Consider the following 24,183-nt stretch of genomic DNA (forward strand, 5'->3'; position numbering starts at 1 on the left):
TTATTATTTAACGGGACTTAAGTTGATTAACCTTAGTGTAACAGTTTTACTGAAAAAATGGCTGGAAAGCTGGTAATTAAGTTGTCAGCCAGCGGAATTAAGGCGAACATGGTAAAATTAGAGGGTGAGAATTGATTTTTTTACCAAGGAGCCGACTCATGAAAATCATAAGAGAGATAGCAAGCTGGGTAATACCGGTCATCATTGGTTTATTAATCGCACTAGGTATTAAGGACTACGTCTTCGCGATGGTCCGGGTGGATGGTCCATCAATGACACCCAATTTAAAAAATGACGAGCGAGTACTGGTTGTTAAACCGCTATCCGTAAATCGCATGGGTGTGATTGTATTCGATGCCTACGGGGAGGACCCCGATGCCGCTCCGGGGACGGACTATGTCAAACGGGTGATTGGGTTGCCTGGTGATACGGTGGCCAGCAAGGATGGTCAGCTCTACGTTAACCAAAAACGGGTTTCGCAATCCTACATAAGTGAATCGGAACGAACGAAGGGAACGGGCAACTGGACGTTATCAAGCCTAGCCAAAACTAACGAATGGCCCCGGTCAGAACAGGTGGCTCGGGTCCCAAAGGGCAAGGTATTTGTTCTAGGCGATCACCGAAGTGTTTCAAACGACAGCCGGTATTGGGGATATGTGTCCCAGGATAAAATTATCGGGGTCGTTAAGGTGCCCTTCTGGATTTCGACCAAGTCCGCTAGGGACAATATCAATGATTTCAAGTAGGACAACGGCCATATTATCCGGACCGCTAACTAGATTCAACGGGAAGAACCTGAATTTAGTTAGCGGCCTTGTTTTTTACTTTGAATGAGTGTACACTCATTTTGAACGAAAGTGAGTGTACACTCACTAAAGGAGGAATGGAAATGACGTTAACGGTTAACGCTGAGAAAATTACGAAGCGATTTGGCTCAAAAACCGTTTTGGATCAGGTGGATTTGCAGTTAAGTCCGGGTGAAATTTTAGGTTTGATTGGACCCTCCGGGGCGGGCAAAACGACGCTGGTTAAGGCCATCTTAGGCATGGAAAAGTTAGATGGCGGGACCGCCCAGGTTTTTGAGCAGACGATGCCGAACCGGCCCGTCATGGCAGAAATTGGGTACATGGCACAGAGTGACGCCCTGTATCAGGATTTGACGGCGAAGGAAAACCTCCTCTTTTTTGCTCGATTGATGGGGGTTCCGCACGATCAACTAGCGCCTAATATGGCGTACGCCACGGAATTAGTGAATTTGACCGCCGATCTGAATAAGAAGGTCGTCGCCTACTCTGGGGGGATGAAGCGCCGGTTGTCCCTGGCGATTGCACTCATTCAGGATCCCGGTCTGCTCATCTTAGATGAACCCACCGTTGGAATTGATCCCGAACTGCGGCAGCAGATTTGGGCCGAATTAAAGCGGCTGAAGGATCAGGGCAAGGCGATTCTAATCACGACCCATGTGATGGATGAGGCTGAGCGATGTGACCAGCTCATGCTGATTCGGGAAGGGATTGACTTGGCCCATGGAACGCCGCAGGAACTAAAGGACCGGTACGGAGTCGCAACTATTGAACAGGTATTTTTAAAGGCGGGGAGGCTTCAAGATGAGAATCAAAGCAATCGTTAAGCGGGTCTTACTCCAAATGGTACGGGATAAACGAACGCTCGCCCTGCTATTTTTGGCCCCGCTGCTCGTGCTCTCGCTGATGTACGTTTTATTTCAGTCTAACCAAACGACGACGGCCACCATCGGGATTCGGTCAAACGTTGATGCCGACCTAGTGAAGGCCATTAAGTCAGACGATCTCACGGTCAAGACGTACGGTCGGCACGCGAACGCTAAAACGGAAATTCGCCGCCATGATTTGGCGGGCTTTATTACGCAGGACGGTGATAAACTAAGGGTGACCTACCAAAACAGTCAGCCAAGTCAGGCGGCTTTAATTCGGCAGTCGCTGATTCAGGGCCAGACCAAGCTGCAATTTAAAGCCCTAACGGCCGTCACCAAGGCCCAGCAAGCGGCTTTAAAACAGACGCAGAGTCAGCTGAACCAGTTAACGGCCAGTTTGCCCGCTAGTTCGCCCGCTAGTTCGCAGCAATCGGCGACTAACCAGCCCCCGACGAAGGTCCAGCAGCCGACCCGCTACCACGTAACCAGCCACTATCTGTATGGTAGCCAGGATTCAACCTTCTTCGTGGAGTTCTTGCCCATTCTCTTAGGGTTCTTTGTATTCTTCTTCGTCTTCCTGATTTCAGGGATGTCCCTGTTAAACGAGCGAACCTCCGGCACCCTCACCCGGCTGTTAGCGACTCCCGTTCGCCGGGGTGAAATTATTACCGGCTATATGATTGGTTACGGACTGTTTGCCATCGTCCAAACGCTGATCATCTGTACGTTCTCCATCTACGTCTTTAACGTGCATATTTTGGGGAGCTTTTGGCTGCTCGTCCTGATTAACCTGGTGCTCGCCTTAGTGGCACTATCCATGGGGATTTTTATTTCAACGTTTGCCAACACGGAGTTTCAGATGATCCAGTTCATTCCGCTGGTGGTGGTCCCCCAGGTGTTCTTTTCGGGGTTGGTTCCCGTTAGCGGAATGGCCACGTGGCTGCAGGTTCTCGCCCACGTTTTCCCCTTATACTACGGGGGCGCGGCCTTAACGGACGTGGCAACGAAGGGCTTCACGTTTGGCGATGTTGCGCCGGAACTAGGAATCTTACTGCTGTTCGTGATTATTTTGACGGGGTTAAATACGGTGGGATTAAGACGGTATCGGAGGGTTTAACGTGACACCAATTCAAGAATTTTTTAAGCAGGAAATGAGCCGCAGAGGGGATCTGACGTCGAAACAGAAACAGATTTTGGAGGCTAGCCTCACCCTGTTTGCGGAGAAGGGCTTTGAAAAAACGAGTACGGCTGATATTGCGGCCATGGCCGGGGTAGCCGAGGGTACGGTGTACCGGCACTATAAAACGAAGCGGGAGCTGTTGCTGGCAGTGCTAGCACCGTTGATGGCTGTGATGCCTAATATGGTGGCAGAATTCGATGAAAATACCGTCCGGAAACCCATTACGACGCTCCAAGAGTTCGTTCAGAATTTAGTGCGGGACCGCTTGGAGTTTCTGGATGTCAACTATAAGGAAGTCAAGGTGTTAGCGGGCGAACTGCTGTTTAACACGGATTTACGGCGGGAATTTATCAACAGCCTGTTAAGTAAGACGGAGGTCTTTTCCGACCTGACCAAAACGTTAGACCGGTTAAAGGCTGAGGGGAAAGTGGTGGACTGGCCAACCGATTTAATTCTGCAGTTTACCCTCTCAACGCTGATTGGATTTGTGGGCCGCCAATTTATTGAATTACCCTCGGAGTTAACGAAGGACCAGCGGGAAAAGATGACCGTGGCGTTTTTAGTCAAGGGACTAACCCCGTAAAAAAGAACTATTCCTTCAATTTTACCGGTTTAAATGAATCCGGTGAAAGCGAGGGAACTTAGACCATTTAAATTTGTGGGTCATCTCACTTGCGGAAATATTTCATAATGGTAGGATAAAGCTGTAATTAAATCGGCGATGGTGTTCGCCGCAATATTCGAAAGAATTGATGACGCCTACTCGATCCTTAGGGGTGGAGTAGGCGCTTTTTCTATATCTAGGAGGGATTTTTGTTATGTCAGTTTACATTGATAAGGTTAAAGCGCGCGAAGTATTTGATTCCCGGGGTAACCCAACTGTCGAAGTTGACGTTATTCTGTCAGATGGTGTCCGTGGCCGGGCCGAAGTACCATCAGGTGCCTCAACCGGTGAGAAAGAAGCCGTTGAACTCCGTGACGGTGGGTCACGTTTAGAGGGCAAGGGAGTTTTAAAGGCCGTCGACAATGTGAACACTGAAATTAACGATGCCCTACATGGCAAGGATCCATTCAACCAAGCCGACATCGATAACACGATGATTAAACTAGATGGCACACCAAACAAGAGTCGTCTGGGGGCCAACGCGATTTTAGGTGTTTCCATGGCGACCGCCCGGGCTGCTGCTAATGAACAGGGCGTTCCATTGTACCGGTACTTAGGCGGCACCGACCTTGAAATCCCACAAACGTTCCACAACGTCATCAATGGTGGGGTTCACGCTCAAAATGATATTGATACGCAAGAATTCTTAATTACCCCAATCAAGCGGACCACCACTCGTGAAGGAATTGAAATGATTGCCAACACCTACCACACCCTGAAGAAAGTTCTTCATGATGCTGGCTACGACACCGGTTTAGGTGATGAAGGTGGTTTTGCGCCTAACCTGAAGACCACTGAAGACGCCGTTAAGATGCTTTACAAGGCGATCGAAGAAGCCGGCTACAAGCCTGGTGTTGATATCGCCATTGCGATTGATCCCGCTTCCTCAGAATTTTACGATGAAAAGACCGGGAACTATAACTTCGAAGGCAGCGAAAAGACGCCTAAGGAAATGGCTGACTACTACGAAAACCTGGTTAAGGAATTCCCTGCCATCATTTCCATTGAAGATCCGTTCTCCGAAGACGACTGGGATAGTTTCGTTAAGTTTACAAAACGCATGGGCGGCAAGATTCAAATTGTCGACGATGACTTAGTGGTAACGAACCCTGAAATCATCCGGAAGGCCGTCAAGGACGGTGCTGGTAACGCCATCTTAATTAAGCTGAACCAAATTGGAACGGTAACTGAAACCCTTGAAGCCATGCGGGTTGCCCGTAAGAATAACTTCAAGACCATGATTTCCCACCGTTCAGGTGAAACGGGCGACACCTTCATTTCCGACTTCGCCGTTGCAACGAACGCTGGCGAAATGAAGTCCGGTGCCATGGCCCGCTCCGAACGGGTTGAAAAGTACAACCAACTTCTCCGAATCGAAGAAGAACTAGGAGAAGCCGGCGACCGCATCTCGGTGTACCCAAATGATGTGGATAAGGACTAGGTGCGAATCATTCCGTTTAGATTTTGAGGATTAACGTCAATACACGCGTATAGCCTGGGTTTGGGCTATGCGCGTGTATTTTTGTTAACCGGAGAAATCTGGGGTGAAGAGCCCGATATGACTAGGTGCTGACCCAACCGGTTAGAACTTGAGCACTAACGTAATAATCAGGATAATGCCTGAACTGTGGCATTATCCTGATTATTTTGTTAGGCGGAGAGGTCTGGTTGGGGAAGCCTGATAAAACTAGGTGCTGCCCCAGCCGGTTCCCCTAACGTCACTTTCTCCACGAAATCAATTGCGAAAATGGGGGGGAGGCGCTATGATAAGAACATTATTATGAGATTTCAATGAGATTAGAGGAGTGAGCGTATGAGTGAAAAAGCGTTAACGCAGCAGGATATCCAAGCGTTTCACCAGGACCTAGCAACTCAACCAGCCGCTGAGGTGATTGGGCGGGCGGTTCAAACGAACGGGGTTTTAAAGGCCTCGGAAGACCCTAAGGCTGCAACCCGGTTAAACCGGACCTTTTCGGTTGAACTGGATACCGGGACGGTTTCCAACCAAAAACACAGTGGTCGGTGCTGGTTGTTTTCAACGTTGAATACCTTACGGCACACGTTTGCGAAGGAAAATAACGTGAAGGACTTTGAGCTGTCTCAGAGTTACCTCTTTTTCTGGGATAAGGTGGAACGGGCCAACATGTTTTACCAACGAACCATCGACTTGGCTGACAAACCACTGAGTGACCGAGAAGTCAGCTTTTATATGGGGATGCCCGATGATGACGGCGGTCAGTGGGCCATGTGTGCGGCACTGATCCAGAAGTACGGGGTCGTTCCCTCATACGCCATGCCCGAAACGTTTAATACGGATAACACCACCGGATTTGCGGCGGCCTTAAATAGGAAGTTGCGCCGTGACGCATTGATTCTACGGCAAATGGTAGCGGACCGTGCGAGTGACGCCGAGATTGCGACTAAACGCCAAGGAATGATGACCGAAGTTTACCGGATGGCAGTCTATTCCATTGGGGAGCCCCCGACAACGTTTGACTTGGAGTTTAAGGATGACGATCACAAACTTCACCGGGACCGTCAGTTAACCCCACTCGACTTCTTCAACAAGTACTGGGACGTTGATCTTGATGACTACGTGGTGGTGACAAATTCCCCGGATAAGCCGTTTAACAAGCTTTATAGCTTGCCGAGCCAGGATAATGTTTTAGGCGGCAAACGCATTGAGTTTTTCAATACGGATATGGCTACGCTGAAGCAAACGGCCATTGATCAATTGAAGGATGGCGAATCCGTATGGTTTGGAAACGACATCATGCAAGAAATGAGCCGCGAAAAGGGCTACATGGATAGTCAGCTCTACCAACAAGCTAAGCTATTTAACGTTGAGATGACCATGAGTAAAGCGGAACGGTTTGAAACTCACGAGGCCGAAGTGACCCACGCGATGACCTTAACCGGGGTCGACCTAGTCGATAACCAACCACAGCGGTGGAAGGTAGAAAACAGTTGGGGAACCAAGGTCGGTGATAAGGGCTACTTTGTGATGACCGATGACTGGATGGATGACTTTGGTTACGAAGTTGTCGTTCATAAAAAGTACCTCACGCCAGAACAACAGGCCGTCTTAACCACTACCCCACAACCATTAGATGCCTGGGATCCGTTGATGTAGTCGGTGAAGGGTGAATTCTAACTAAGGACTTTATCAAGCACTTAGGGAAACGTTCGGGCCGTTAACCAGATCTAATCGTTACGATTAGATCTGGTTAGCGGCCCGAATTGTTTCTCGATCCGTTTCTCCGTGCCAAATCTGGTAAAATAGATGGGTTAGTATTTTGCGGAGGGAAGTCAAACCATGGTTAAACGACGAAAAAAACGGCGGCGAGGTCATTTTTGGACGTACGTCCTGACCTTCTTAGCGATTGTGGCAGGGGGAGCCATTGCTCAGGATCCCAGTGTCATTCAGCATCCCACCGCCGAAAATGCAACGGCGCTGGTCAAACAGGTCGTTCAAGCGGGCCAGCTGAAGACCAACCAAACGAATCAAGTGACGGCACCAAAACAATCGGTCGATGCCAAGCAGCTAGCAACCGAAACGTACCGGGGAACAGAGATTGTTGCGGTGAACCATAACCAGCCCACGTTTACTAAGGCGGACCTTTCACTAGGCAACGGAGCGTGGCAAAAGTACGGCAACCTTGACCGGCTCAACCGGGTTACCGCGGCGAATGCGATGTTGCAAAGGGACCTCATGCCAACGGCTAAGCGCGAGGCGTTAGTGGTGAGTCCGACGGGGTGGCATAATAAGGAATACACCGTGAACGGCAAACGGACGTACCTTTATAATCGTTCCCACCTCATTGGGTACCAACTGACGGGCCAGAATAATAACGTTAAAAATTTGATGACGGGGACCCGGGATCTGAACGCGCCAGACATGGAAAACTACGAATCAAAGGTGGCGGCCTACCTGAAGCAGACGGATAACCACGTGCGCTACCAAGTTGAGCCTGTGTTTCGAAACGATGAATTGGTGGCCCGGGGAGTTCATATGCAGGCCCAATCCATTGAAACGGGTGATATTAAGTTTAATATCTATATTTTTAACGTCCAACCCGGAATTACCATTAACTATCAAACGGGTTACAGTCAAAAGGAATGAGCAACCAACTAAAGAGAGCATCCCTAAGGTCGACCATTGTTGATCGACGTTGGGGATGCTCTTTTAGTTGGCAATTATAGGTTCTTAGTGAAGTTGAATTCCGTACACCTCTAAGTCCTCCCAGGCCCCTGCTTGATTGGCAATTCGTGGGAGGTGGCCCCAATGGTCGAATCCACCCGTTTCAAACAGGTGCCGGCTAGCGTGATTACTCCCGAAAACCCGGGAAATGAGGACCGTGAAGCCAAATTGAGGTGCCTGCTCCAACGCAAATTGTAGGCTTTGCCGCCCAAAGTGGTGCCCTTGCGCGGTCAAAGTTAAATAGAGGCTAATTTCGCTGGTTTGGCGGTAACCGGCCCGGTCGCTGTACGGCGATAAGCTGAGCCAGCCCACTAGCTGGGGGCCGGAATAGATGACCCACAGTGGATACTTGGCGGGGGAATGGGCGTCAAACCAGCTCTGGCGGTCCGATACGGTAACCGGGGCCAAGTCCGCCGTGATGTGGTGGTTGGGAATGGATTCGTTATAGATGGCCACAATATCGGGCAAGTCAGCCAGAGTGGCAATTTGAAACTGCAGGGTCAAATCAATCACGTCCTTTCCCACATTATGAGGATTGTTGCTAGGGTTCGTCAACTTCGAGCGGAATGAATTGTCCCCGTTCGACATCGTAGAGGCCTTGATCCGTCAGTTTTAACGTCGGAATGACCGGCAGGGTAAGAAACGACAGCGTAATAAAGGGATCAAACGGATCGGCGGTGCTCAGGGATTGGTAGGCGGCTGTGAGCGAGGTAAGCTGCTGCGAAACGGTGGCGTAGGGCTGGTCGGATAAGATTCCACCAATGGCTAGCGGCATTGAGGCTAAAACCTGCCCCTGATTAACGACCGCAATCCCTCCGTTGGTTGCGGTGATTTGTTGGATTGCCAGTAAGATATCCGCATCGGACGTCCCAAACGCCACGATATTATGGGCGTCGTGGGCAATTGACGTGGCAACGGCGCCCGACGTGAGTTGAAACCCGTGAACAAGTCCTAATCCAACGGTGCCGAGGCGGCGGTGCCGTTCGACAACGACCATTTTGAGCAGGTCGTTAGTCAGATCCGCCTCAAAGTTGGGTGTTTTGGGGAGGGCAGCAAGGTCGTGCCCAGTGGTAATGTGGTTAGGCTCAATGGTCATCACGTGAACGGGTTGCCCGTGCAACGGCAGTTGGAGGTCGGCTAATTGAACGTGGTGGTGCATGGTGTTTTGGGTAAAGGCCAGGGGCTTTGTGACTGATTCTGCTGTCACCCACTGCCCGTTTTTCATAACCCGGTTGATGGTGACGGCTTCCGGATTATCGAGGACAACGAGATCGGCTAAGTATCCCGCCGAAAGGGCGCCCCGGTTCCAGAGCCGGTGAATTTGGGCGGCGTTGTAACTTGCCAGCGTGTAAGCGAGGGCTGGACGCATCCCCGATTGAATGGCTAAGCGAACGTTATGGTCAATGGATCCTTCGTGAACCAAATCCGAAATGGTTTTATCATCGGTACAGAAGGCAAACCGGTGGGCATTGGCTTCGGTGACCGCCCCAATTGTGTTTAACAGGTCGTTCTCAACGCTGCCCTGCCGTAAAAAAACGGCCATCCCGGCCCGCAACCGGGCCTCTGCTTCTGCCACACTGACGCATTCGTGGTCCGTATCGATTCCTGCTCCTGCGAGTTGATTCAACATGGCTTCCGAATATCCGGCGGCGTGTCCATCCACGTGGTCACCGTGGCGGCGGGCGTCCTGGATCTTTTGAAGGAGGTCGGCATCGTGGCGGACGATTCCGGGGTAATCCATGACCTCAGCTAATCCGTTGACTTCGGGATAGGCGTAAAGATCTGCTAAGTCGGCTGCGGACAGGGTGGCCCCGTTATGGTCAAAGGGCACACAGGGTACGGATGATGGGAGCATAAATTGAACGTCCAGCGGAGTTTGGCGGGCGTCCTGTATGAGGTAGGTAATCCCGTCAATTCCCGTGACGTTAGCTAGTTCGTGGGGATCGGTAACAATGGTTGTCACCCCGTGGTTTAAGACAACTTGGCCAAACTCACTAGGTGAAACGAGGGCGCTTTCCATGTGGACGTGGGCGTCAATCAAACCAGGCACCACCCATTTTCCCGTTAAGTCAATGGTTTTGGTGGCTTCAAGGTTGGCGTCGAGTTGGTTGCTAATAATTTGACCGCCGGTAATCCAAAGGGTAAGTGGTTCAAATTGGCGGGAAAAGACGTTCAGAACTTGAGCGCCGGTTAGTTTTAAATCAACGGTGGTTGTCAAATGAGTTTTACTCCCTTGGGTTTACAAAAAAGAGCGCAAACCAACACAAAAAGTGTTGGCTTGCGCTCACTTTCTGCTTATAGTCCAACGTTTACGGCGTTGGGTAGAGACTGCCGTCCATATTACGGCCTTATATAAACAAATAATTAGGATTCTGGTTTGTAGTTAGGGGCTTGAGTGGTGATTTGAACGTCGTGGGGGTGGGATTCGCGCAGCCCGGCGTTAGAGATTCGGACAAACTGACCATGGTCAATTAAATCCTGAACGGTGGCGGAACCCGTGTAACCCATCCCGGATCGTACCCCGCCAATCATTTGGAAGAGGAGGTCCCGGACGCTGCCCTTGTAAGGAACTTGGCCTTCAATGCCCTCTGGCACCAGCTTATCGGCTTCGTTGACTCCGCTTTGGAAGTAGCGGTCCTTAGAACCGTGAGACATGGCGGCGACACTCCCCATCCCGCGGTAGCTCTTAAACTGCTGGCCTCCCAGGGTAATGATTTCACCCGGAGCTTCATCGGTTCCGGCGAGCATCCCGCCCAGCATAACGGCGTTACCGCCGGCTGCCAGAGCTTTAACAATATCGCCAGAGTATTGAATACCCCCGTCAGCAATGATGGATTTGCCAAATTCAGCGGCGACCTGTGCAGCGTCAAAGACCGCCGTGATCTGGGGAACTCCAACCCCGGCAACGACCCGGGTTGTGCAAATTGAACCGGGACCAATTCCGACTTTAACGACGTCAACTCCGGCTTCGAATAGCGCCCTGGTTCCGGCGCCCGTTGCGACGTTTCCGGCAATGAGCGTTTGGTTTGGAAACGCCTGACGGATTTCGCTAACCTTACGAAGGACCCCAGCGGAGTGGCCGTGGGCGGTATCGATAATGACGGCGTCAGCGCCCGCATTAAACAGCGCCGCCGTACGTTCTAACGTGTCTGAAGTGACGCCAACGGCCGCTGCCACAATCAGGTGGCCACTATTATCTATGGCAGCCATTGGGGTCAGCGTTAAATCAACGGGCAGCTGTTTGACTAAGGCCACCATTTGGGCTTGGGCTTCGACGGACATATTCTTATGAATGACGCCTAATCCCCCAGCTTCTGCCATTGCTTGGGCCATGGACGTCTCCGTCACGGTATCCATACTGGCACTTAAAAAGGGAACGTTAAGCTTTAAATTCTCCGCGAGCTGGACGCTTAAATCCACGTCGTTCGGTAACACGTGGCTCTCGGCCGGCAGCAGCAAGACGTCATCAAATGTAAGTCCTTCTTTAGCAAACTTGGTGTCCCAATTGGTCATCGGTCATAAACACTCCTTCGATTTGGCTAGTCAGTCATTTGAAATTAAGTTGATTGCTATTAAGAGTAGCCACCGGAGCCAAAACTGTCAAGAACGATTTTTTTATCAAAATTGGGTGAGAGACATTGAGGATGATAAATATAATTATTAATTACAATTAATAAAATCCCCAAGCCGGGGAATTAACCTCAGCTTGGGGATTATTAGGTTCCGGAATTTCCGGCCCCTTCATTACTTAGGAGTTGAAACCTAATCCTTAGGTTCCTTATCTGCGGTCCGGCGAGCCCGTAAAATTGCAACTGCGGGTTCATCTTTCCGGGCAGGGGTTTCGTCCTTTGGCAGAACGTAAACCTGACCGCCAAAACCAGCAACGGTAATGGCAAGGTCGTTTAGAAGGTTGTTGCGCTTGCCTTCTGGGGTGTTGGTATCGATGTGCAAGTCATCGGTCAACTTACCCGCGAGGTAGGCCCCTTCCGTAACAAATAACGTATCAACTTGACCTGAAATAGCTGCGTCCATAAGGGTTTCAAGGTCGGTAGCGTAACGCTTGCTTGATACGGCGTTATCGTACTTTGTCTTTAAGCCGGCAACGTCTGCCTTGGCGTAATCCGTGGCAATTTCGGAAGTGATTTCTTGCAGCTCATTGATTTGTGAGTGTTCGCTTGGAATCTTAGTGATTTCAATGTCCCGGTTCAAGTAGAGGTTCTTGCTTTGTTTGCGGAAAACCCCTTGGTCTTCAGTCACGGCTGCAACGATCAGTGGTAAGTGATCAACGTTGCTGTAGTTCTTGAAGATGTATTCATCAATGATACCGAAGTAGTGCTTCCGGTCATCCACCTTGGTTTCGTCACGTTGGTCCCGACCAGCGAAGTGGGTACCTGCGCCCATCCCTTCGGAACGTTCGCGTTGACGGCCACCGGTTAAATCGGTTCCTACGGCTTTACCCATGGTGGTAGGAGCGTCTTCTGGAAGGTGAATTTCTTCCATAATAAGATCCTTGATGTGGAATAATTGGAAAGTATTCCGACGGAGTAATAAAAGATCATATTCAACACTAAATTGGGAATCTTTAATTAAAGGCAAAATTTGAATGGTATTACTAATTGTGTAAAAACTTGAGACAGAGTCCCGAAGTGGGAAACTGTGAAGAGTGTTTGCACCGATATATAAGGCCAAACCGCTTGCACTCCGGTCACTGTTGACCCGGTCGCTGGAGATAAAAAGATCAATCTTATCCGCGTAGGGGTGCCAAGCTTTTTCGGAGTAGTCCTTTGTGAATTCACGTTTGGCTTCGCTAATTAAACTATTAAATTGCGAAGCATCTTCACTGCGATTTTGTGCCTTAGGGTTCAGGGGCATAAAGATCGAAACAAAGGGACCTGGATCCGATTCTAAAGTTAAAGCGTTCTGTAATTCAACGTTTGTTGCTGCCATACTAATCCCTCCAGACATGAGTACGTTTGAAAAAATCAAGCGCCTTCTTACCTTCTAAGCATAGCACTGCTGTGTCCCTAACTCTAGAAATTGGCTCACCGTTAATGCCGATTCATGTACCGGTAAAAGGCGTAGAGGGCCACGCCGATGATGAAGATTAGGCCAACCGTTTTATTATCGTTAAAGAGCAGGTGGAAAACGCGGTAAGTACTCACCCCATGGATCCCACCCAGAAGGGTAACCATTGATAGACTCATTCAGCAAACCTCCAATTCTCCTCCTATTTTAACGTCATTTTAGGACAAAATTAAGTAACTTGACGCATTTTACGGTATTATAGGACTATCGAAAAGGGGTGAATACAATGACCTGGCATCAGATCATTGAATTAATCGTCACGCTAAACGCCATATTAGCGATTATAACGGTGTTCCGTGAGAAACGGGATATCGCAGCAACGTGGGCATGGCTCCTGGTTTTAACCGTCTTTCCGGTTTTTGGGTTCATTATTTACGCCTTTATTGGGAGGCAAATGCCCCACAAGCAGTTAACTCGGGTGCAGCAGCAGGTTGCGGTAGCCCTCGATAAACGGTTGGATCAACAGCGCACTGAAAACGGCAGTGAGGCTAATCTGGCCGATGAAATTACGACCGGTGCAGCCACAATGGTCAATATGTTTATGGCAACGGATGAAGCGTTCTTAGCCCGAAAAAACCGGGTGAAGATTTTTACCAACGGTGATGACCTGTTTCATTCGCTGATTGAAGATATTGAAGCCGCTCAGTCCAGTATACATATTGAGTTTTACACCTTCTATGCGGATAACATTGGAACTGAAATTCGCGATTTGCTGGTGAAAAAAGCGAAGGAAGGGGTCGAAGTCCGGGTGATTTACGATCCATGGGGGTCCATGGGAACGAATACCCGGTTCTTTAAACCGCTATTAGATGCGGGGGGCTACGTGGAACGGTTCTTAGGAACCCGCCCCGCCTTTATTGATTTCCGGCTCAACTTTCGGGATCACAGAAAAATTGTGGTCATCGACGGTAAGGAAGGCTACATCGGGGGCTATAACATCGGGGACCAATACCTCGGCCGAAAACCCAAGTTTGGTTTCTGGCGTGATACCCATCTCCGGATTGTTGGCTCGGGTGTCTTTGCCCTTCAGCGCCATTTCATGATGGACTGGAACGCTACGGATCGGGCGCACCCGTTTTCCGAGGGGGAACTCGTAGATAAATATTTCCCGTTGATCAAGGTCAAGGGCGATACTACGATGCAAATCGTCTCCAGTGGACCAGATTCTGACATGCAGCAGATTAAGATGGGATATATGCGGATGATTCAGCAGGCCACTAAGACCCTATGGATTCAAACACCGTACCTCATTCCTGATGATAGTGTGTTAGATAGCTTGCGGTGTGCCGCTATGTCGGGGGTGGACGTTCGGATTATGGTACCGGATAAGCCGGACCACCCGTTTGTCTACCGGGCAACGCAGTACTACGCCCGGCAATTAGCCGACGATGGCGTAAAAATTTACTACTACCATAATGGCTTTATTCACGCCAAGACGATGGTGGTGGACGGCCGGATGGCATCCGTTGGCTCAGCCAACCTGGATTTTCGGAGCTTTAAACTCAACTTTGAAATTAATTCATTCCTGTATGATGAAAAACTAGCGAAGAAGCTGGAGGAAATTTACCAGGAAGATATTGATAAGTCAGAGTTGATTACCCCGCAGAAGTTTGCGGACCAGTCCCTCTACTTGAAATTTAAGCAGATGTTTTCCCGTCTGCTGTCACCAATTCTATAGGTTTAACGAAGTTGGATCGTTAGCTAGGTTTGATCAATTTGAGATCGAACCTAGCTGACGGTCCGTTTTTTATTGGGTGGGGATTGTATCAGGGCGGGTACTTGACTAAACGTGTTTTCTTTGATCGACAGATAAGGTATAACTAAAGGTAAAAGGAGGGGCAAAAATGTACTTAGCAACCCATGAACTAAAGGCAAATAAGGGGCGATACGGCCTAGTAATCCTGATCCTCTTTCTTATTGCCTACCTGATCTATTTTTTAACGGGCTTGGCATATGGCCTGGCGTCAGATAACCGGTTAGCGGTAGATCAGTGGCATGCGAATCGGATTGGTATTAGCCAGTACGCCAACTCGAACCTAGCAGCGTCCACCCTAGGACCGGATAAGATTAACCTTGCTAACTTGAAGCCAACCCAAGCACCCCTTGGGGAAATGGCGGCGGTCGTCAACAAGGTTGGGAGTCAGAAGGACCTGAATGCCACCATTTTTGGAATTCAGTTTGATAGCTTCATTAAACCCAAGCTGATTAAGGGGCACCAGGTAACCACCAATCATCAGGTCGTCGTTGATGAACGACTTGGCAACGGCACGGTGAAGGTGGGGGATCAGCTTCATATTAACGGGAGTCAGGCCTCCTACCATATTGTGGGGTTAACCCGGAATAACCTGTACGGAACGTTACCGGTCGTGTACACGACGTTAGGGACCTACGATCAATTGAGGTACGGGAGTGCCCGGGTTAAAAATGTGAGCGGAATTGTTTACCAGCGGGCGAGCGACGTTCAGCAGATTAAGGGTATTAAAAATTTGACCCCACAAGCGCTGATCACTCATATTCCTGGCTATAGCGCCCAAAATTCGACGTTTAGCCTCATGATTGGGGCACTGTTTATTATTGTGCTTTTTATTGTCGGGATTTTTATGTACATTCTGACCCTTCAAAACATTAGTGTATACGGGATTATGCGGGCCCAAGGGATTAGTAACCGAACGCTGATTACGAGCGTTCTTGATCAATCGTTAATCCTTGGGGTGATTGGAATTGGATTAGGACTGATCGCTAACCAGCTGACGGTGCTGATTTTACCGGCGGGAATACCGTATGCCAATAACCTCATGCTGGTCGCTTTATTTTCGATCGGATTACTAGCTATGGTCGTTTTGGGAGCTATTTTCTCAGTTCGACAAATTTTAAAGATTGATCCGATTCGTGCGATTGGAGGGACAGCCTAATGTCAGTATTAGAGTTAAAACGGGCCGCTAAAACGTTTAAATCCGGCGATACGGAAACGCAAGCGGTTCAGCCGCTCGACTTAACCGTTGATGCGGGGGAGTTTATTATTCTAACGGGTCCATCGGGGTCAGGTAAAACGACGCTCTTAACCATGATGGGCGGTCTATTGACCCCAACGAGCGGGCAAATTTTATTGAACGGTCAGGATTTAGGACGGATGAAGGAAAAGCAGCTGAGCCAAGTTCGGTTTGCGGACTATGGGTTCATCTTACAATCATCTAATTTAATCCCGTTTCTAACGGTGGACGAGCAGTTTCGGCTGGTCGATCGGTTAAATAAGAAATCTGACGAAGCCTATGAAGCTGAACTCTTGGCTGCCATGGGCATGGCCGGCGAGAAACAAAGCAAGCCAAATCAGCTTTCCGGTGGTCAAAAGCAGCGGGTTGCCATCGCCAGGGCACTTTACAATCATCCGGCGGTTATCTTTGCGGATGAACCCACCGCCGCCTTAGATTCTGAGCGGGCCGCTCAAGTGGTTCAAACTCTTCGGGACCAGGCCAAGGAACATCACGTTGCCGTCATTATGGTGACGCACGACGATGACCTCTTAAAGGCCGCCGACCGGATTTATAACATGGTGGATGGTAAATTAAAGGATGTGGAATCACTCGGTAGATCTTGAGGAGTAACTGAGTCATCGGAAAATGCTGGTTTTGGGCATTATTCGATGACTTGGTTAGCCGCAGAGATCTGAGTGGTGTAACCCAACTAAGATCTCCGCTACATCAAGCTGATGTTTCTTCCTAGACTTTTGCATAAGAAAACAGCTATCAGTCAACGGACTGGTAGCTGTTTTCTTATGCTCCCATGGAGCTCATAATCTAGCGGTATAAATCCACGAAGAAACTGAGTGAATAGATAATAGCCCCCCCAACGGCCATGGCGATAAATTCACCAATCCCGATGGTCAGCCAGTTCATCCAGAACGTAGGCCAAAAGGCAGTTGTTGCGGACATTAAGGTTACTTCTAACGCAATAATCCACATAAAGAAGGTTGCCACGAGGGTGTTAATGACCAACTTTAAAATTAGGTTTGAGTTATGACGGTTAAGCCACCTCATGGCGAGCAACGTGATCAGGGTTTGGAGCGTTCCGACAATGACATCTACCCAGCCAAAGCTTGAGGCCAGTAAGTTTGATAGAAATACCCCCATGGTCACGGCAGCCACGTAGCGTTTGTTGAAAACAACAAGGTGGTTAAAACCTTCGGAAAGGCGCACTTGGATTGCGCCAAAGCTAAAGGGTGCCAAGACTATCGTTATCACGACGTAGAGGGCAGTAATCAGGGCGGCCTTGACCATTCCGGCGGTGCCATCGATCCCTAAAAATGAAGTCTTAGAATGCAAAATGATTCCTTCCTTTGCTAAGTATTAAATTAATCTTCCTTAGCTTATCGCAATTGAACGGTCACCGTAAAGGGCAATCTTATCCAAATGATAAAAATTTGCAAAATAACTTTCTTAAAGTAACCGGATGGTGGTATACTACTCACCATATCATTTAAGGGGGTTCTTCAATGACTTACTCAGTACAGGAAGTAGCCAATCAGCTCGGGTTAACCAGCTATACCATTCGTTACTACGATGACCACGGCTTAATTCCAGGCATTTCACGTGATGCCAACAATAATCGAGTATTCGGCGATGAAGCCCTGCAGTGGACCCAATTAGTATCCTGTTTAAGGAAAACGGGGATGCCGCTTTCAGATATCAAACACTACGTTGACTTGGCTTTGGATGGAGACGACACCATTCCAGAGCGTTACAAAATCATGGTTACACAACAACAGCGGACAATGGATCAATTAAACGACCTTCAGGATCAACTCACGATTGTTAACCAAAAGGTCGATCACTATGCCCAAGCGTTGATTAATCACCATCCAGATAATTTTGTAAAGGGACCCCGCGACCGGGAGAGCGTCAATGCCTGAGGGCAGGGCGTGATTGAGTATGATAGACAGGGTTGGATCATCAGGTATCTAATCCAAACAGAAACGGCAGCGTAACGAATTCGATTGACGGTTAATCGAATTCGTTACGCTGCTTTTTTGTGGGTTTCGTTATGGCTTAGCTAAAAATGGGGATGTTTCACATGAAACATTTAGTGATGGCGCTTTCTATGGTACACTGATTGCAATAAGAAGAAAGCGAGTGACAGACATGCAAGGCTTTATTGGGGAATTATTAGGAACCTTCGTGTTAATAATTTTGGGGGTTGGCGCTAGTGCCAGCGTCAACTTAAACCGATCCTACGCTAAGGGTGTGGATTGGACGATGGTTTGTTTAGCGTGGGGACTAGCGGTAACGATGGGGGTTTACGTGGCTGGTTCGTTAGGGTCGGACGGGCATTTGAATCCAGCGGTAACGTTATCGTTCGCACTGTTTGGCTACTTCCCGTGGCAGCACGTGGGTGCCTACATTGCGGGCCAATTTATTGGGGCGTTTTTAGGGGCAACCCTCGTCATTATCCAGTTTTGGCCGTTGTTTCAAGCCACTAAAACAAAGGCCGAAGGAAACTCGGTCGGAATTTTTGCCACGGTGCCAGCGGTGCGGCATCCGTGGTTTGATTTCCTATCGGAAGTCATTGCCACCTTCATTTTTATTCTGGTCTTGTTAAACCTCGGCAACTTTACTCAGGGGTTAAAACCGTTTATCGTTGGGACTTTAATTACCGTGGTGGGGATGGGACTGGGATCCACCACCGGATTTGCTCTGAATCCTGCCCGGGATTGGGGACCCCGGTTGGCCTACACAATTATTCCGGTCCCTAATAAGGGAACGGCTGACTGGGGATACGCATGGGTTCCGATGGTGGGCCCCATTGTGGGTGCCTGCTTAGCAGCGGGGCTTCAAACCCTGGTTAAATAGCCAAGGATTATTCCGTCAAGTATCTTAGATGCGAAAAAATAGAGGGACTTACCGAATTCGATTTTTTTAATCGGAGCGGGTAAGTCCCTCTATTTTTACCTTAAATGATTTGATGCCGGGTGATGACCTAGCTAACCGAGGAGCCACCCTGAATTTTTGAGAAGCCTTCGTGGCCGTTTAAGAGTTGAATATCTTGGCCGTCTTGGTTAAGGTTGGCAACCCGCTGTTCGCCCCAGATGGACATTTGCATGAGAACATCGCCTAAGCTGGTCCCGTAGGAAGTCAGCTGGTATTCAACCTTACATGGCGCGGTGTTGACTAATACAATGCGGTTAATGATGCCATCGTTAATCAGATCCCGTAATTGATCAGTGAGGACCTTTTGTGTAATTCCCGGAATCGCCCGCCTTAAGTCACCCGTCCGTAAGGGTTGCACGGCTAAGTGACAAATAATCATGGGTTTCCATTTGCCGCCAATCACATCTAGGGTTGCTTCAACCCCGTTTTGATAGACCTTTTTCAATCCGGCGCCTCCTTTATTAATCAGCCAAATTATAGTGAGTTGGGCGCTGAAAGTAAAGCTAATGGTTAAAGGGGGCTTGACCTAGTCTAAACAATTGGCTATACTATCCATGAATCAATACTATACGACGTATAACATTAGAGGTGAACGTAAGATGGCAATTCCGATTAGTTCAGATTTGTTAGACGGGTGCGTTTTAGCCCTTTTAAAGCAGGAAGACTACTACGGCTATGCGCTGACTCGCCGCGTGAAAGAAGTTTTGCCAATCTCGGAATCAACGCTTTATCCGGTTTTACGGCGCCTCAAGAAAAACCAATGGCTGACAACGTACGATCAGCCTTATCAGGGGCGAAATCGCCGGTATTACCAATTAACGCCCGCTGGCAATGATCAGCTGCGTTTGATTCAACAGGAGTGGCACCAATACCGGCAAGCAATTGATCAGTTAATGGGAGGAGAAGAAGCATAATGGACACTTACTTAGCGGAACTTAAGCGGGCGTTGGCACCGCTGAATCCCGACGAACAGAGCGAAGTCTTGGCCTACTATAGCGAGTACCTGCAGGATGCCCAACTAAAGACCTATGACGAATGCGTCAAAGAGTTGGGCTCATCCCGCTCACTCGCGCGTAAAATTCTCGCCGATTACTCAATTAGAACGTCGGACGAAGAATGGGAGACGGAAACGGGATCGGGTTCAGGGGCAAAACGGGTTCGCCATCAGGTGAGCTCCGTCTGGCGTATGATTGTTCTGATTGGGTTGGCCATTTTGTCCAGTCCCGTTACCATTCCCGTTATTATTCTGGCAATTACCACGTTAATTGCCCTGGCAGGGGTCGCCGGTGCCATGGTGCTGACGTTAGCCGTATTAGTGGTTGCGGCCCTCCTAGTTGCGGTCGTTATGATTGTGGCAGGGGCGGGCGTCATCCTCACCACGCCTTTTACCGGTCTCTTTTACATTGGCGCCGGTTTGATTATTATTGGCGGTTTTATGATGGGCCTCCCCGTTTTAGAATGGGCCGTCATGTTAATTATTAGGGGCGTGTCAAAAGTGGTTAAACGGCTATACCGTAAAATTCGGCGGCCAGAAAAGGAGGGAACCCACCATGAAAAAAACGTTTAAATTCGGTTTATTTGTGGCCATCTTTGGTTTCATCCTACTGGTGCTAGGACTAGCCAACCACGGTCTTAAAGGAATTATCTGGCATGACAATCATTTTGTGACCGTTGAAGAAACGGCGGCTACCTATCAACCTCAGCACGTCACCAAACTCGTCTTGAAAACCAGCGATCCAGTAACCATTAAAACGGGAAATCGATTTCGGGTTAAGACGACCTCCGTCGTTGGAGAGAAAGTTCAGGTGATTAAAGAGGGTCACCAATTAACCATTAAGGATGGCCAAAATCAGGGGAACCAGGAGTCAGCGCTAGATGGATCCCCGGTTAATCTGGATCGAGTAGAGATTACGGTTCCGACAACCCAAAAATTAACGGCTGTTGAAGGCGATTCCCAGCTAAGTGACGTGACGATGACAGGGATTTCTGCTGCTAACATTCGCCTGCAAAATCGCGGCAACACCACGTTAACCAACGTGCAGGCCAAGACAATTCAAGTTCGGAATGGTAGGGATCTGTACTTGACTAACGTTACGGCTCCCGCAATGACGTTAAGTAGTGTATACGGCAACGTGCATTTGAATCGGAACCAGACCACTGCATTAACGGCTGAAGCCAAGCGGGGCGATGTCAACGTGATTACGAATCAACGGACGGGAATTCAGGCCGTTGGAAAAGAAGTTACCGTCTTTGGACACCATACCAACCGCGTGAATAATAGTGCAGACCAGCAGTATCGGTTGACCGCTAAGCGGGGTCACGTTCTCGTTGTAACCCATGCCCAGCAGTAAGTGAAAAAATAAAGGTAAGCAAAACAAAAGCCGGTCATCATCCTCGCTGTGATGATGTACCGACTTTTTTGCGTCATGAACTTTTGGTTAGCCCCTGAGGCCAACTTCTGTAAAACCGCTAATTAAAGCGGGTAAATGATCGTTTATAAAACGTCCCCCGAAGTCATGAAGCGTATCACTCTTTGATACGTTCATTATAGTATCAGAAATCGAATCAAAAGGGGTGGAAGAAGCTCACGACTTTTGGAATCCGTAACCTTCTTAATCAATGTTTAAAATGATCAGGAAGATGACAAATACCACGGCTAACCCGTACATCATGGCGCCGACTTCCTTACCGCGTTTAGCAGCAATCATGGTTAATGGGTAGGTAATAAAGCCTAAGGCAATTCCATCTGAAATACTGTAGGTGAGGGGCATGCCAATGACCATTAAAAAGGCGGGGGCTGCGATTTCAAAATCTTCCCAGTGGATTTGTTTTAGGGATTGGGCCATTAAAATTCCAACGATAATTAGGGCAGGAGCGGTCACCTGACTCGTCACAACGGTGAGCATAGGCGAGAAAAATGAACCAAGCAGGAAGAGCACGCCGACAACGATCGCGGTAAATCCGGTACGGCCACCAACGGCAATTCCGGCAGAGGATTCCACGAAGGCCCCCATGGGTGATGTTCCGAGGAGGGATCCCACAACCATCGTGGTGGAGTCCGCAGAGAGGGCCTTTCCGACGCGGGGAATTTTGTTATCTTTTACCAGACCAGCTTGGGTTGCTAAACCGACTAATGTCCCGGTTGTATCAAAGAAGGTCACAAGGAGGAACGTCAGCACCACTACGAGTAACTGAATGGTATCGATACTTCCGATATGAGTTAGACCAACTAAGAACGTTGATTTAATACTTGGGACTGCCGCTACCCAGTGGGTGGGCATTGGAATAATTCCGGTCACTAAACCTAAAATGACGTTGGCGACCATCCCAATGAAGATGGCTCCCGGGATTTTTCGTGCCATGAGGATTAACGTGAGGAGCAACCCAAAGATTGTCAGCCAGGTTGACTGAACGCCGAATGATCCTAATCCGACCACGGTGTCCTTGTTGGCAACGACTAGTCCTCCTTCGTTTAAGCCCAGAAAGGCAATGAACATCCCAATTCCGCCGCTAATCGCCATTTTAAGGTCGGCAGGAATTGCATCCACTACTTTTTCCCGAATCTTAAAGGCAGTTAAGATCATAAATAAAATTGAAGCGGCAAAAACGCCCGCTAAGGCCGTCTGCCATGGAACATGCATGCCAATTACTACGGAGTAAGAGAAAAAGGCGTTAATTCCAAGGCTGGCTGAAATGGCGATTGGATAATTGGCTAAGATCCCCATTAAGAAACAACCGAACGCACTTGCTAAGGCGGTGGCGGTAAAGACCGCACCCTTATCCATTCCGGACGCTCCTAAGACGTTAGGATTTACGAAGAGAATGTAGGCCATGGAAACGAACGTCGTTAAACCCGCAATGAATTCAATCCGAAAGCTGGTGCCCATCTCGTCAAAGTGAAAATAATCTGCAATCTTTTGCATTAAAGTATGCCCTCCAAATTAGCAAAACACGAACGTTTTTGGATATCGTTCGTGTTTTTATGCTTAAATCACTGTCTATAGTGTACGATATTTTATTGTTAAAATCAATAACCGAACTTAAAAAGAATTCAAAACCGAAAAGTTCGAAAAACCGAACATTTATGAAATTGGACGGGGGTTTGCATCCGGGGATTAACCGGGTTATATTTTAGGAAGAAATGAAAATGAGGAGATTGCTTGATGACAACGATTTTAGTTTTAGGTCAGGATCAAACGGCGTTAATGGTTGCCAAACAGTTAGCGTCATCATCCACAGTTAAGGTGCACTTAATGGTGGCTGAATCCAACGGGGTTCCTGATAATCTTCCCGACCAAATTACTATTTTTCAGGGTGATTTAACGCAGCCGGAGTCCTATGAACGAGTTTTAGATGGTGTTGGTTACTTGTATTCCGGGTTAGAGGGATCGGGAGTCGATCTAGCCCTGGAAGCCGTCTTTGATGAGCTAAGGATTCGTCGGCAGGCCCTTACCCGAACCGTCATGCTCACGACGCTTGGGGTTGATCAGGAACTTACTTCCCCCATGGCCTATCCGGGAATTTTAGACGTTTCAGGCTACCTAAACGAGCAGCGATTTGCGGCCAAGGTAATTGATGAGGCAGAATTTCCTTACACTCTATTACGTGCCGGTGAACTAGTAGATGGACCAGCCGAACGTCCCCGGCTAATTTCTGAGGGTACTCCCGTTCAACCAACCCCAGTTTCACGTGAAACAATTGCCACCCTTGCCACTCAAATCTTGTTAGGTGGAGGTTATGATTATCAATCACTGGGAGTTATTCAGGCGTAGTCCAGTCAAAAAACGAAATGTGAACTTAATGGGACAATGTGTCTGTCTTTTAGACCAAAATCTGGTAAAATTAAGCGTGTAGAGGTGAAAATACATGTCAATTAACGTCACTGCCGCACAACTTGAAATGATTAAGCAACAAATGAGCGAAGCAAATCAGCAATCCCACTTCGTCATTTTTAAAACGATTGAGAAAAAAACGGGTCGAATTCAGCGCCTAATTACGGATCATAGCAGTTATGAAATGATTCGTCGGGATCATGATGAGATGGAACTCGTTATTGAGCGCGATATTGTTCCCATTACGGACGCCCTCGCACGGTGGGCAGTTGCCGAAAATATGGCAGCTACCAACGGAGAACAAGCCCAAGTGGGTCGGGATTTAGAGGACTGTATGAATGCGGTTCTCGTTGAAAATAAATTACCGGCTAACGGGCCCGCAAGCTATTAAGTTAGCTGATTATGGAACAACTAAAACCCCCGGCTAAACCTGATTAAGCAGATCAGGTTTAGCCGGAGGTTTTTATGGCTTTTTACGTTAAGCCTTGAGAGTTAATCGAAATGCTCCACGTCCTTTTAATCGGGTTGCAAGCCTCAACTCTTTCCGGTTAACCCAAGAAACAAATAATACTAAAACCCAGTATTTTTTGCTTCTTACGTTAAGCCTCGAGAGTTACCGAGGCTTTCC

25 protein-coding genes and 2 riboswitches are annotated in these 24,183 nt (G+C 48.6%); of the genes, 17 read left to right on the forward strand and 8 right to left on the reverse strand.

Annotation, left to right across the window (positions count from 1 at the left end; genetic code table 11):
• Positions 1 to 158: 158 nt before the first annotated feature.
• From lepB to DCM90_RS06355, 7 genes are all read left to right on the forward strand, one after another.
• Complete coding sequence (gene lepB / locus DCM90_RS06325) at positions 159 to 746, forward strand: signal peptidase I (RefSeq protein WP_109250482.1); 588 nt, start codon at positions 159 to 161, stop codon at positions 744 to 746.
• Between the two features lie 143 nt (positions 747 to 889).
• Positions 890 to 1,630 (forward strand): ABC transporter ATP-binding protein, encoded by a 741-nt coding sequence (locus tag DCM90_RS06330; protein WP_109250483.1) that lies wholly within the window; start codon positions 890 to 892, stop codon positions 1,628 to 1,630.
• Positions 1,608 to 2,789, forward strand: a complete 1,182-nt coding sequence (locus DCM90_RS06335) for an ABC transporter permease (protein ID WP_109250484.1) — start codon at positions 1,608 to 1,610, stop codon at positions 2,787 to 2,789. The genes DCM90_RS06330 and DCM90_RS06335 overlap by 23 nt, the downstream gene beginning before the upstream one ends.
• A 1-nt stretch (position 2,790) precedes the next feature.
• Positions 2,791 to 3,435: a TetR/AcrR family transcriptional regulator gene (locus tag DCM90_RS06340; RefSeq protein WP_109250485.1), complete on the forward strand. Its 645-nt coding sequence runs from the start codon at positions 2,791 to 2,793 to the stop codon at positions 3,433 to 3,435.
• Between the two features lie 125 nt (positions 3,436 to 3,560).
• Positions 3,561 to 3,621, forward strand: a riboswitch (Fluoride riboswitch).
• A gap of 49 nt (positions 3,622 to 3,670) precedes the next feature.
• Positions 3,671 to 4,957, forward strand: coding sequence for a phosphopyruvate hydratase (eno, locus tag DCM90_RS06345; RefSeq protein WP_109250486.1), 1,287 nt, complete (start codon positions 3,671 to 3,673; stop codon positions 4,955 to 4,957).
• A gap of 372 nt (positions 4,958 to 5,329) precedes the next feature.
• Positions 5,330 to 6,649, forward strand: coding sequence for a C1 family peptidase (locus DCM90_RS06350; protein WP_109250487.1), 1,320 nt, complete (start codon positions 5,330 to 5,332; stop codon positions 6,647 to 6,649).
• Between the two features lie 183 nt (positions 6,650 to 6,832).
• On the forward strand, positions 6,833 to 7,639 hold the full coding sequence (locus DCM90_RS06355) for a DNA/RNA non-specific endonuclease (protein ID WP_109250488.1): 807 nt from the start codon (positions 6,833 to 6,835) through the stop codon (positions 7,637 to 7,639).
• 84 nt (positions 7,640 to 7,723) lie between these two features.
• Here the strand turns inward: DCM90_RS06355 and DCM90_RS06360 are convergent, their stop codons facing one another.
• From DCM90_RS06360 to DCM90_RS10010, 5 genes are all read right to left on the reverse strand, one after another.
• On the reverse strand, positions 7,724 to 8,221 hold the full coding sequence (locus DCM90_RS06360; protein ID WP_225365995.1) for a GNAT family N-acetyltransferase: 498 nt from the start codon (positions 8,219 to 8,221) through the stop codon (positions 7,724 to 7,726).
• A gap of 37 nt (positions 8,222 to 8,258) precedes the next feature.
• Entirely contained in the window at positions 8,259 to 9,935 is a 1,677-nt protein-coding gene (ade, locus tag DCM90_RS06365; RefSeq protein ID WP_109250490.1) for an adenine deaminase, read from the reverse strand.
• Between the two features lie 60 nt (positions 9,936 to 9,995).
• Positions 9,996 to 10,093, reverse strand: a riboswitch (purine riboswitch).
• Positions 10,082 to 11,230 (reverse strand): IMP dehydrogenase, encoded by a 1,149-nt coding sequence (gene guaB / locus DCM90_RS06370; protein ID WP_109250491.1) that lies wholly within the window; start codon positions 11,228 to 11,230, stop codon positions 10,082 to 10,084. It overlaps the preceding riboswitch by 12 nt.
• Positions 11,231 to 11,479: 249 nt before the next feature.
• Positions 11,480 to 12,664: a baeRF6 domain-containing protein gene (locus DCM90_RS06375; protein WP_109250492.1), complete on the reverse strand. Its 1,185-nt coding sequence runs from the start codon at positions 12,662 to 12,664 to the stop codon at positions 11,480 to 11,482.
• A 101-nt stretch (positions 12,665 to 12,765) separates the two neighbouring features.
• On the reverse strand, positions 12,766 to 12,921 hold the full coding sequence (locus tag DCM90_RS10010) for a hypothetical protein (RefSeq protein WP_165815235.1): 156 nt from the start codon (positions 12,919 to 12,921) through the stop codon (positions 12,766 to 12,768).
• 107 nt (positions 12,922 to 13,028) lie between these two features.
• Here DCM90_RS10010 and cls point away from each other — a divergent pair, with 107 nt between their 5' ends.
• The 3 genes from cls to DCM90_RS06390 all read left to right on the forward strand — a co-directional run bounded on the left by cls (position 13,029) and on the right by DCM90_RS06390 (position 16,397).
• Entirely contained in the window at positions 13,029 to 14,480 is a 1,452-nt protein-coding gene (gene cls / locus DCM90_RS06380; protein WP_109250493.1) for a cardiolipin synthase, read from the forward strand.
• Positions 14,481 to 14,646: 166 nt separating this feature from the next.
• Positions 14,647 to 15,714, forward strand: coding sequence for an ABC transporter permease (locus DCM90_RS06385; RefSeq protein WP_109250494.1), 1,068 nt, complete (start codon positions 14,647 to 14,649; stop codon positions 15,712 to 15,714).
• A complete protein-coding gene (locus DCM90_RS06390; protein WP_109250495.1) occupies positions 15,714 to 16,397 on the forward strand; it encodes an ABC transporter ATP-binding protein in 684 nt (227 codons plus the stop codon). Before DCM90_RS06385 ends, DCM90_RS06390 begins: the two co-directional genes overlap by 1 nt.
• A 199-nt stretch (positions 16,398 to 16,596) precedes the next feature.
• On the opposite strand, the gene DCM90_RS06395 is transcribed toward DCM90_RS06390, so the two are convergent.
• The gene (locus DCM90_RS06395; RefSeq protein WP_225365984.1) at positions 16,597 to 17,121 is read right to left on the reverse strand and encodes a QueT transporter family protein; all 525 of its coding nucleotides are present in this window, start codon (positions 17,119 to 17,121) and stop codon (positions 16,597 to 16,599) included.
• 170 nt (positions 17,122 to 17,291) lie between these two features.
• Here DCM90_RS06395 and DCM90_RS06400 point away from each other — a divergent pair, with 170 nt between their 5' ends.
• Positions 17,292 to 17,708, forward strand: a complete 417-nt coding sequence (locus tag DCM90_RS06400; protein ID WP_109250496.1) for a MerR family transcriptional regulator — start codon at positions 17,292 to 17,294, stop codon at positions 17,706 to 17,708.
• Positions 17,709 to 17,937: 229 nt separating this feature from the next.
• Positions 17,938 to 18,645, forward strand: coding sequence for an MIP/aquaporin family protein (locus tag DCM90_RS06405; protein WP_109250557.1), 708 nt, complete (start codon positions 17,938 to 17,940; stop codon positions 18,643 to 18,645).
• Positions 18,646 to 18,772: 127 nt separating this feature from the next.
• On the opposite strand, the gene DCM90_RS06410 is transcribed toward DCM90_RS06405, so the two are convergent.
• Positions 18,773 to 19,168 (reverse strand): winged helix-turn-helix transcriptional regulator, encoded by a 396-nt coding sequence (locus tag DCM90_RS06410; protein ID WP_109250497.1) that lies wholly within the window; start codon positions 19,166 to 19,168, stop codon positions 18,773 to 18,775.
• 154 nt (positions 19,169 to 19,322) lie between these two features.
• Here DCM90_RS06410 and DCM90_RS06415 point away from each other — a divergent pair, with 154 nt between their 5' ends.
• Genes DCM90_RS06415 through DCM90_RS06425 form a run of 3 tightly spaced genes read left to right on the forward strand, consistent with a single transcriptional unit; the run spans position 19,323 to position 21,074 of the window.
• Positions 19,323 to 19,637, forward strand: a complete 315-nt coding sequence (locus tag DCM90_RS06415) for a PadR family transcriptional regulator (protein ID WP_109250558.1) — start codon at positions 19,323 to 19,325, stop codon at positions 19,635 to 19,637.
• Positions 19,637 to 20,290: a DUF1700 domain-containing protein gene (locus DCM90_RS06420; protein ID WP_109250498.1), complete on the forward strand. Its 654-nt coding sequence runs from the start codon at positions 19,637 to 19,639 to the stop codon at positions 20,288 to 20,290. Before DCM90_RS06415 ends, DCM90_RS06420 begins: the two co-directional genes overlap by 1 nt.
• Positions 20,274 to 21,074, forward strand: a complete 801-nt coding sequence (locus tag DCM90_RS06425; protein WP_109250499.1) for a DUF4097 family beta strand repeat-containing protein — start codon at positions 20,274 to 20,276, stop codon at positions 21,072 to 21,074. Before DCM90_RS06420 ends, DCM90_RS06425 begins: the two co-directional genes overlap by 17 nt.
• Positions 21,075 to 21,335: 261 nt before the next feature.
• On the opposite strand, the gene DCM90_RS06430 is transcribed toward DCM90_RS06425, so the two are convergent.
• A complete protein-coding gene (locus DCM90_RS06430) occupies positions 21,336 to 22,646 on the reverse strand; it encodes an NCS2 family permease (RefSeq protein WP_109250500.1) in 1,311 nt (436 codons plus the stop codon).
• Between the two features lie 240 nt (positions 22,647 to 22,886).
• On the opposite strand from DCM90_RS06430, the gene DCM90_RS06435 reads away from it, so the two are divergent.
• The gene (locus tag DCM90_RS06435; RefSeq protein WP_109250501.1) at positions 22,887 to 23,495 is read left to right on the forward strand and encodes an NAD(P)H-binding protein; all 609 of its coding nucleotides are present in this window, start codon (positions 22,887 to 22,889) and stop codon (positions 23,493 to 23,495) included.
• A gap of 94 nt (positions 23,496 to 23,589) precedes the next feature.
• Positions 23,590 to 23,946: a hypothetical protein gene (locus tag DCM90_RS06440; RefSeq protein ID WP_109250502.1), complete on the forward strand. Its 357-nt coding sequence runs from the start codon at positions 23,590 to 23,592 to the stop codon at positions 23,944 to 23,946.
• Positions 23,947 to 24,183: the final 237 nt, after the last annotated feature.

The organism is Levilactobacillus bambusae (assembly GCF_003124125.1).
Classification (GTDB): domain Bacteria; phylum Bacillota; class Bacilli; order Lactobacillales; family Lactobacillaceae; genus Levilactobacillus; species Levilactobacillus bambusae.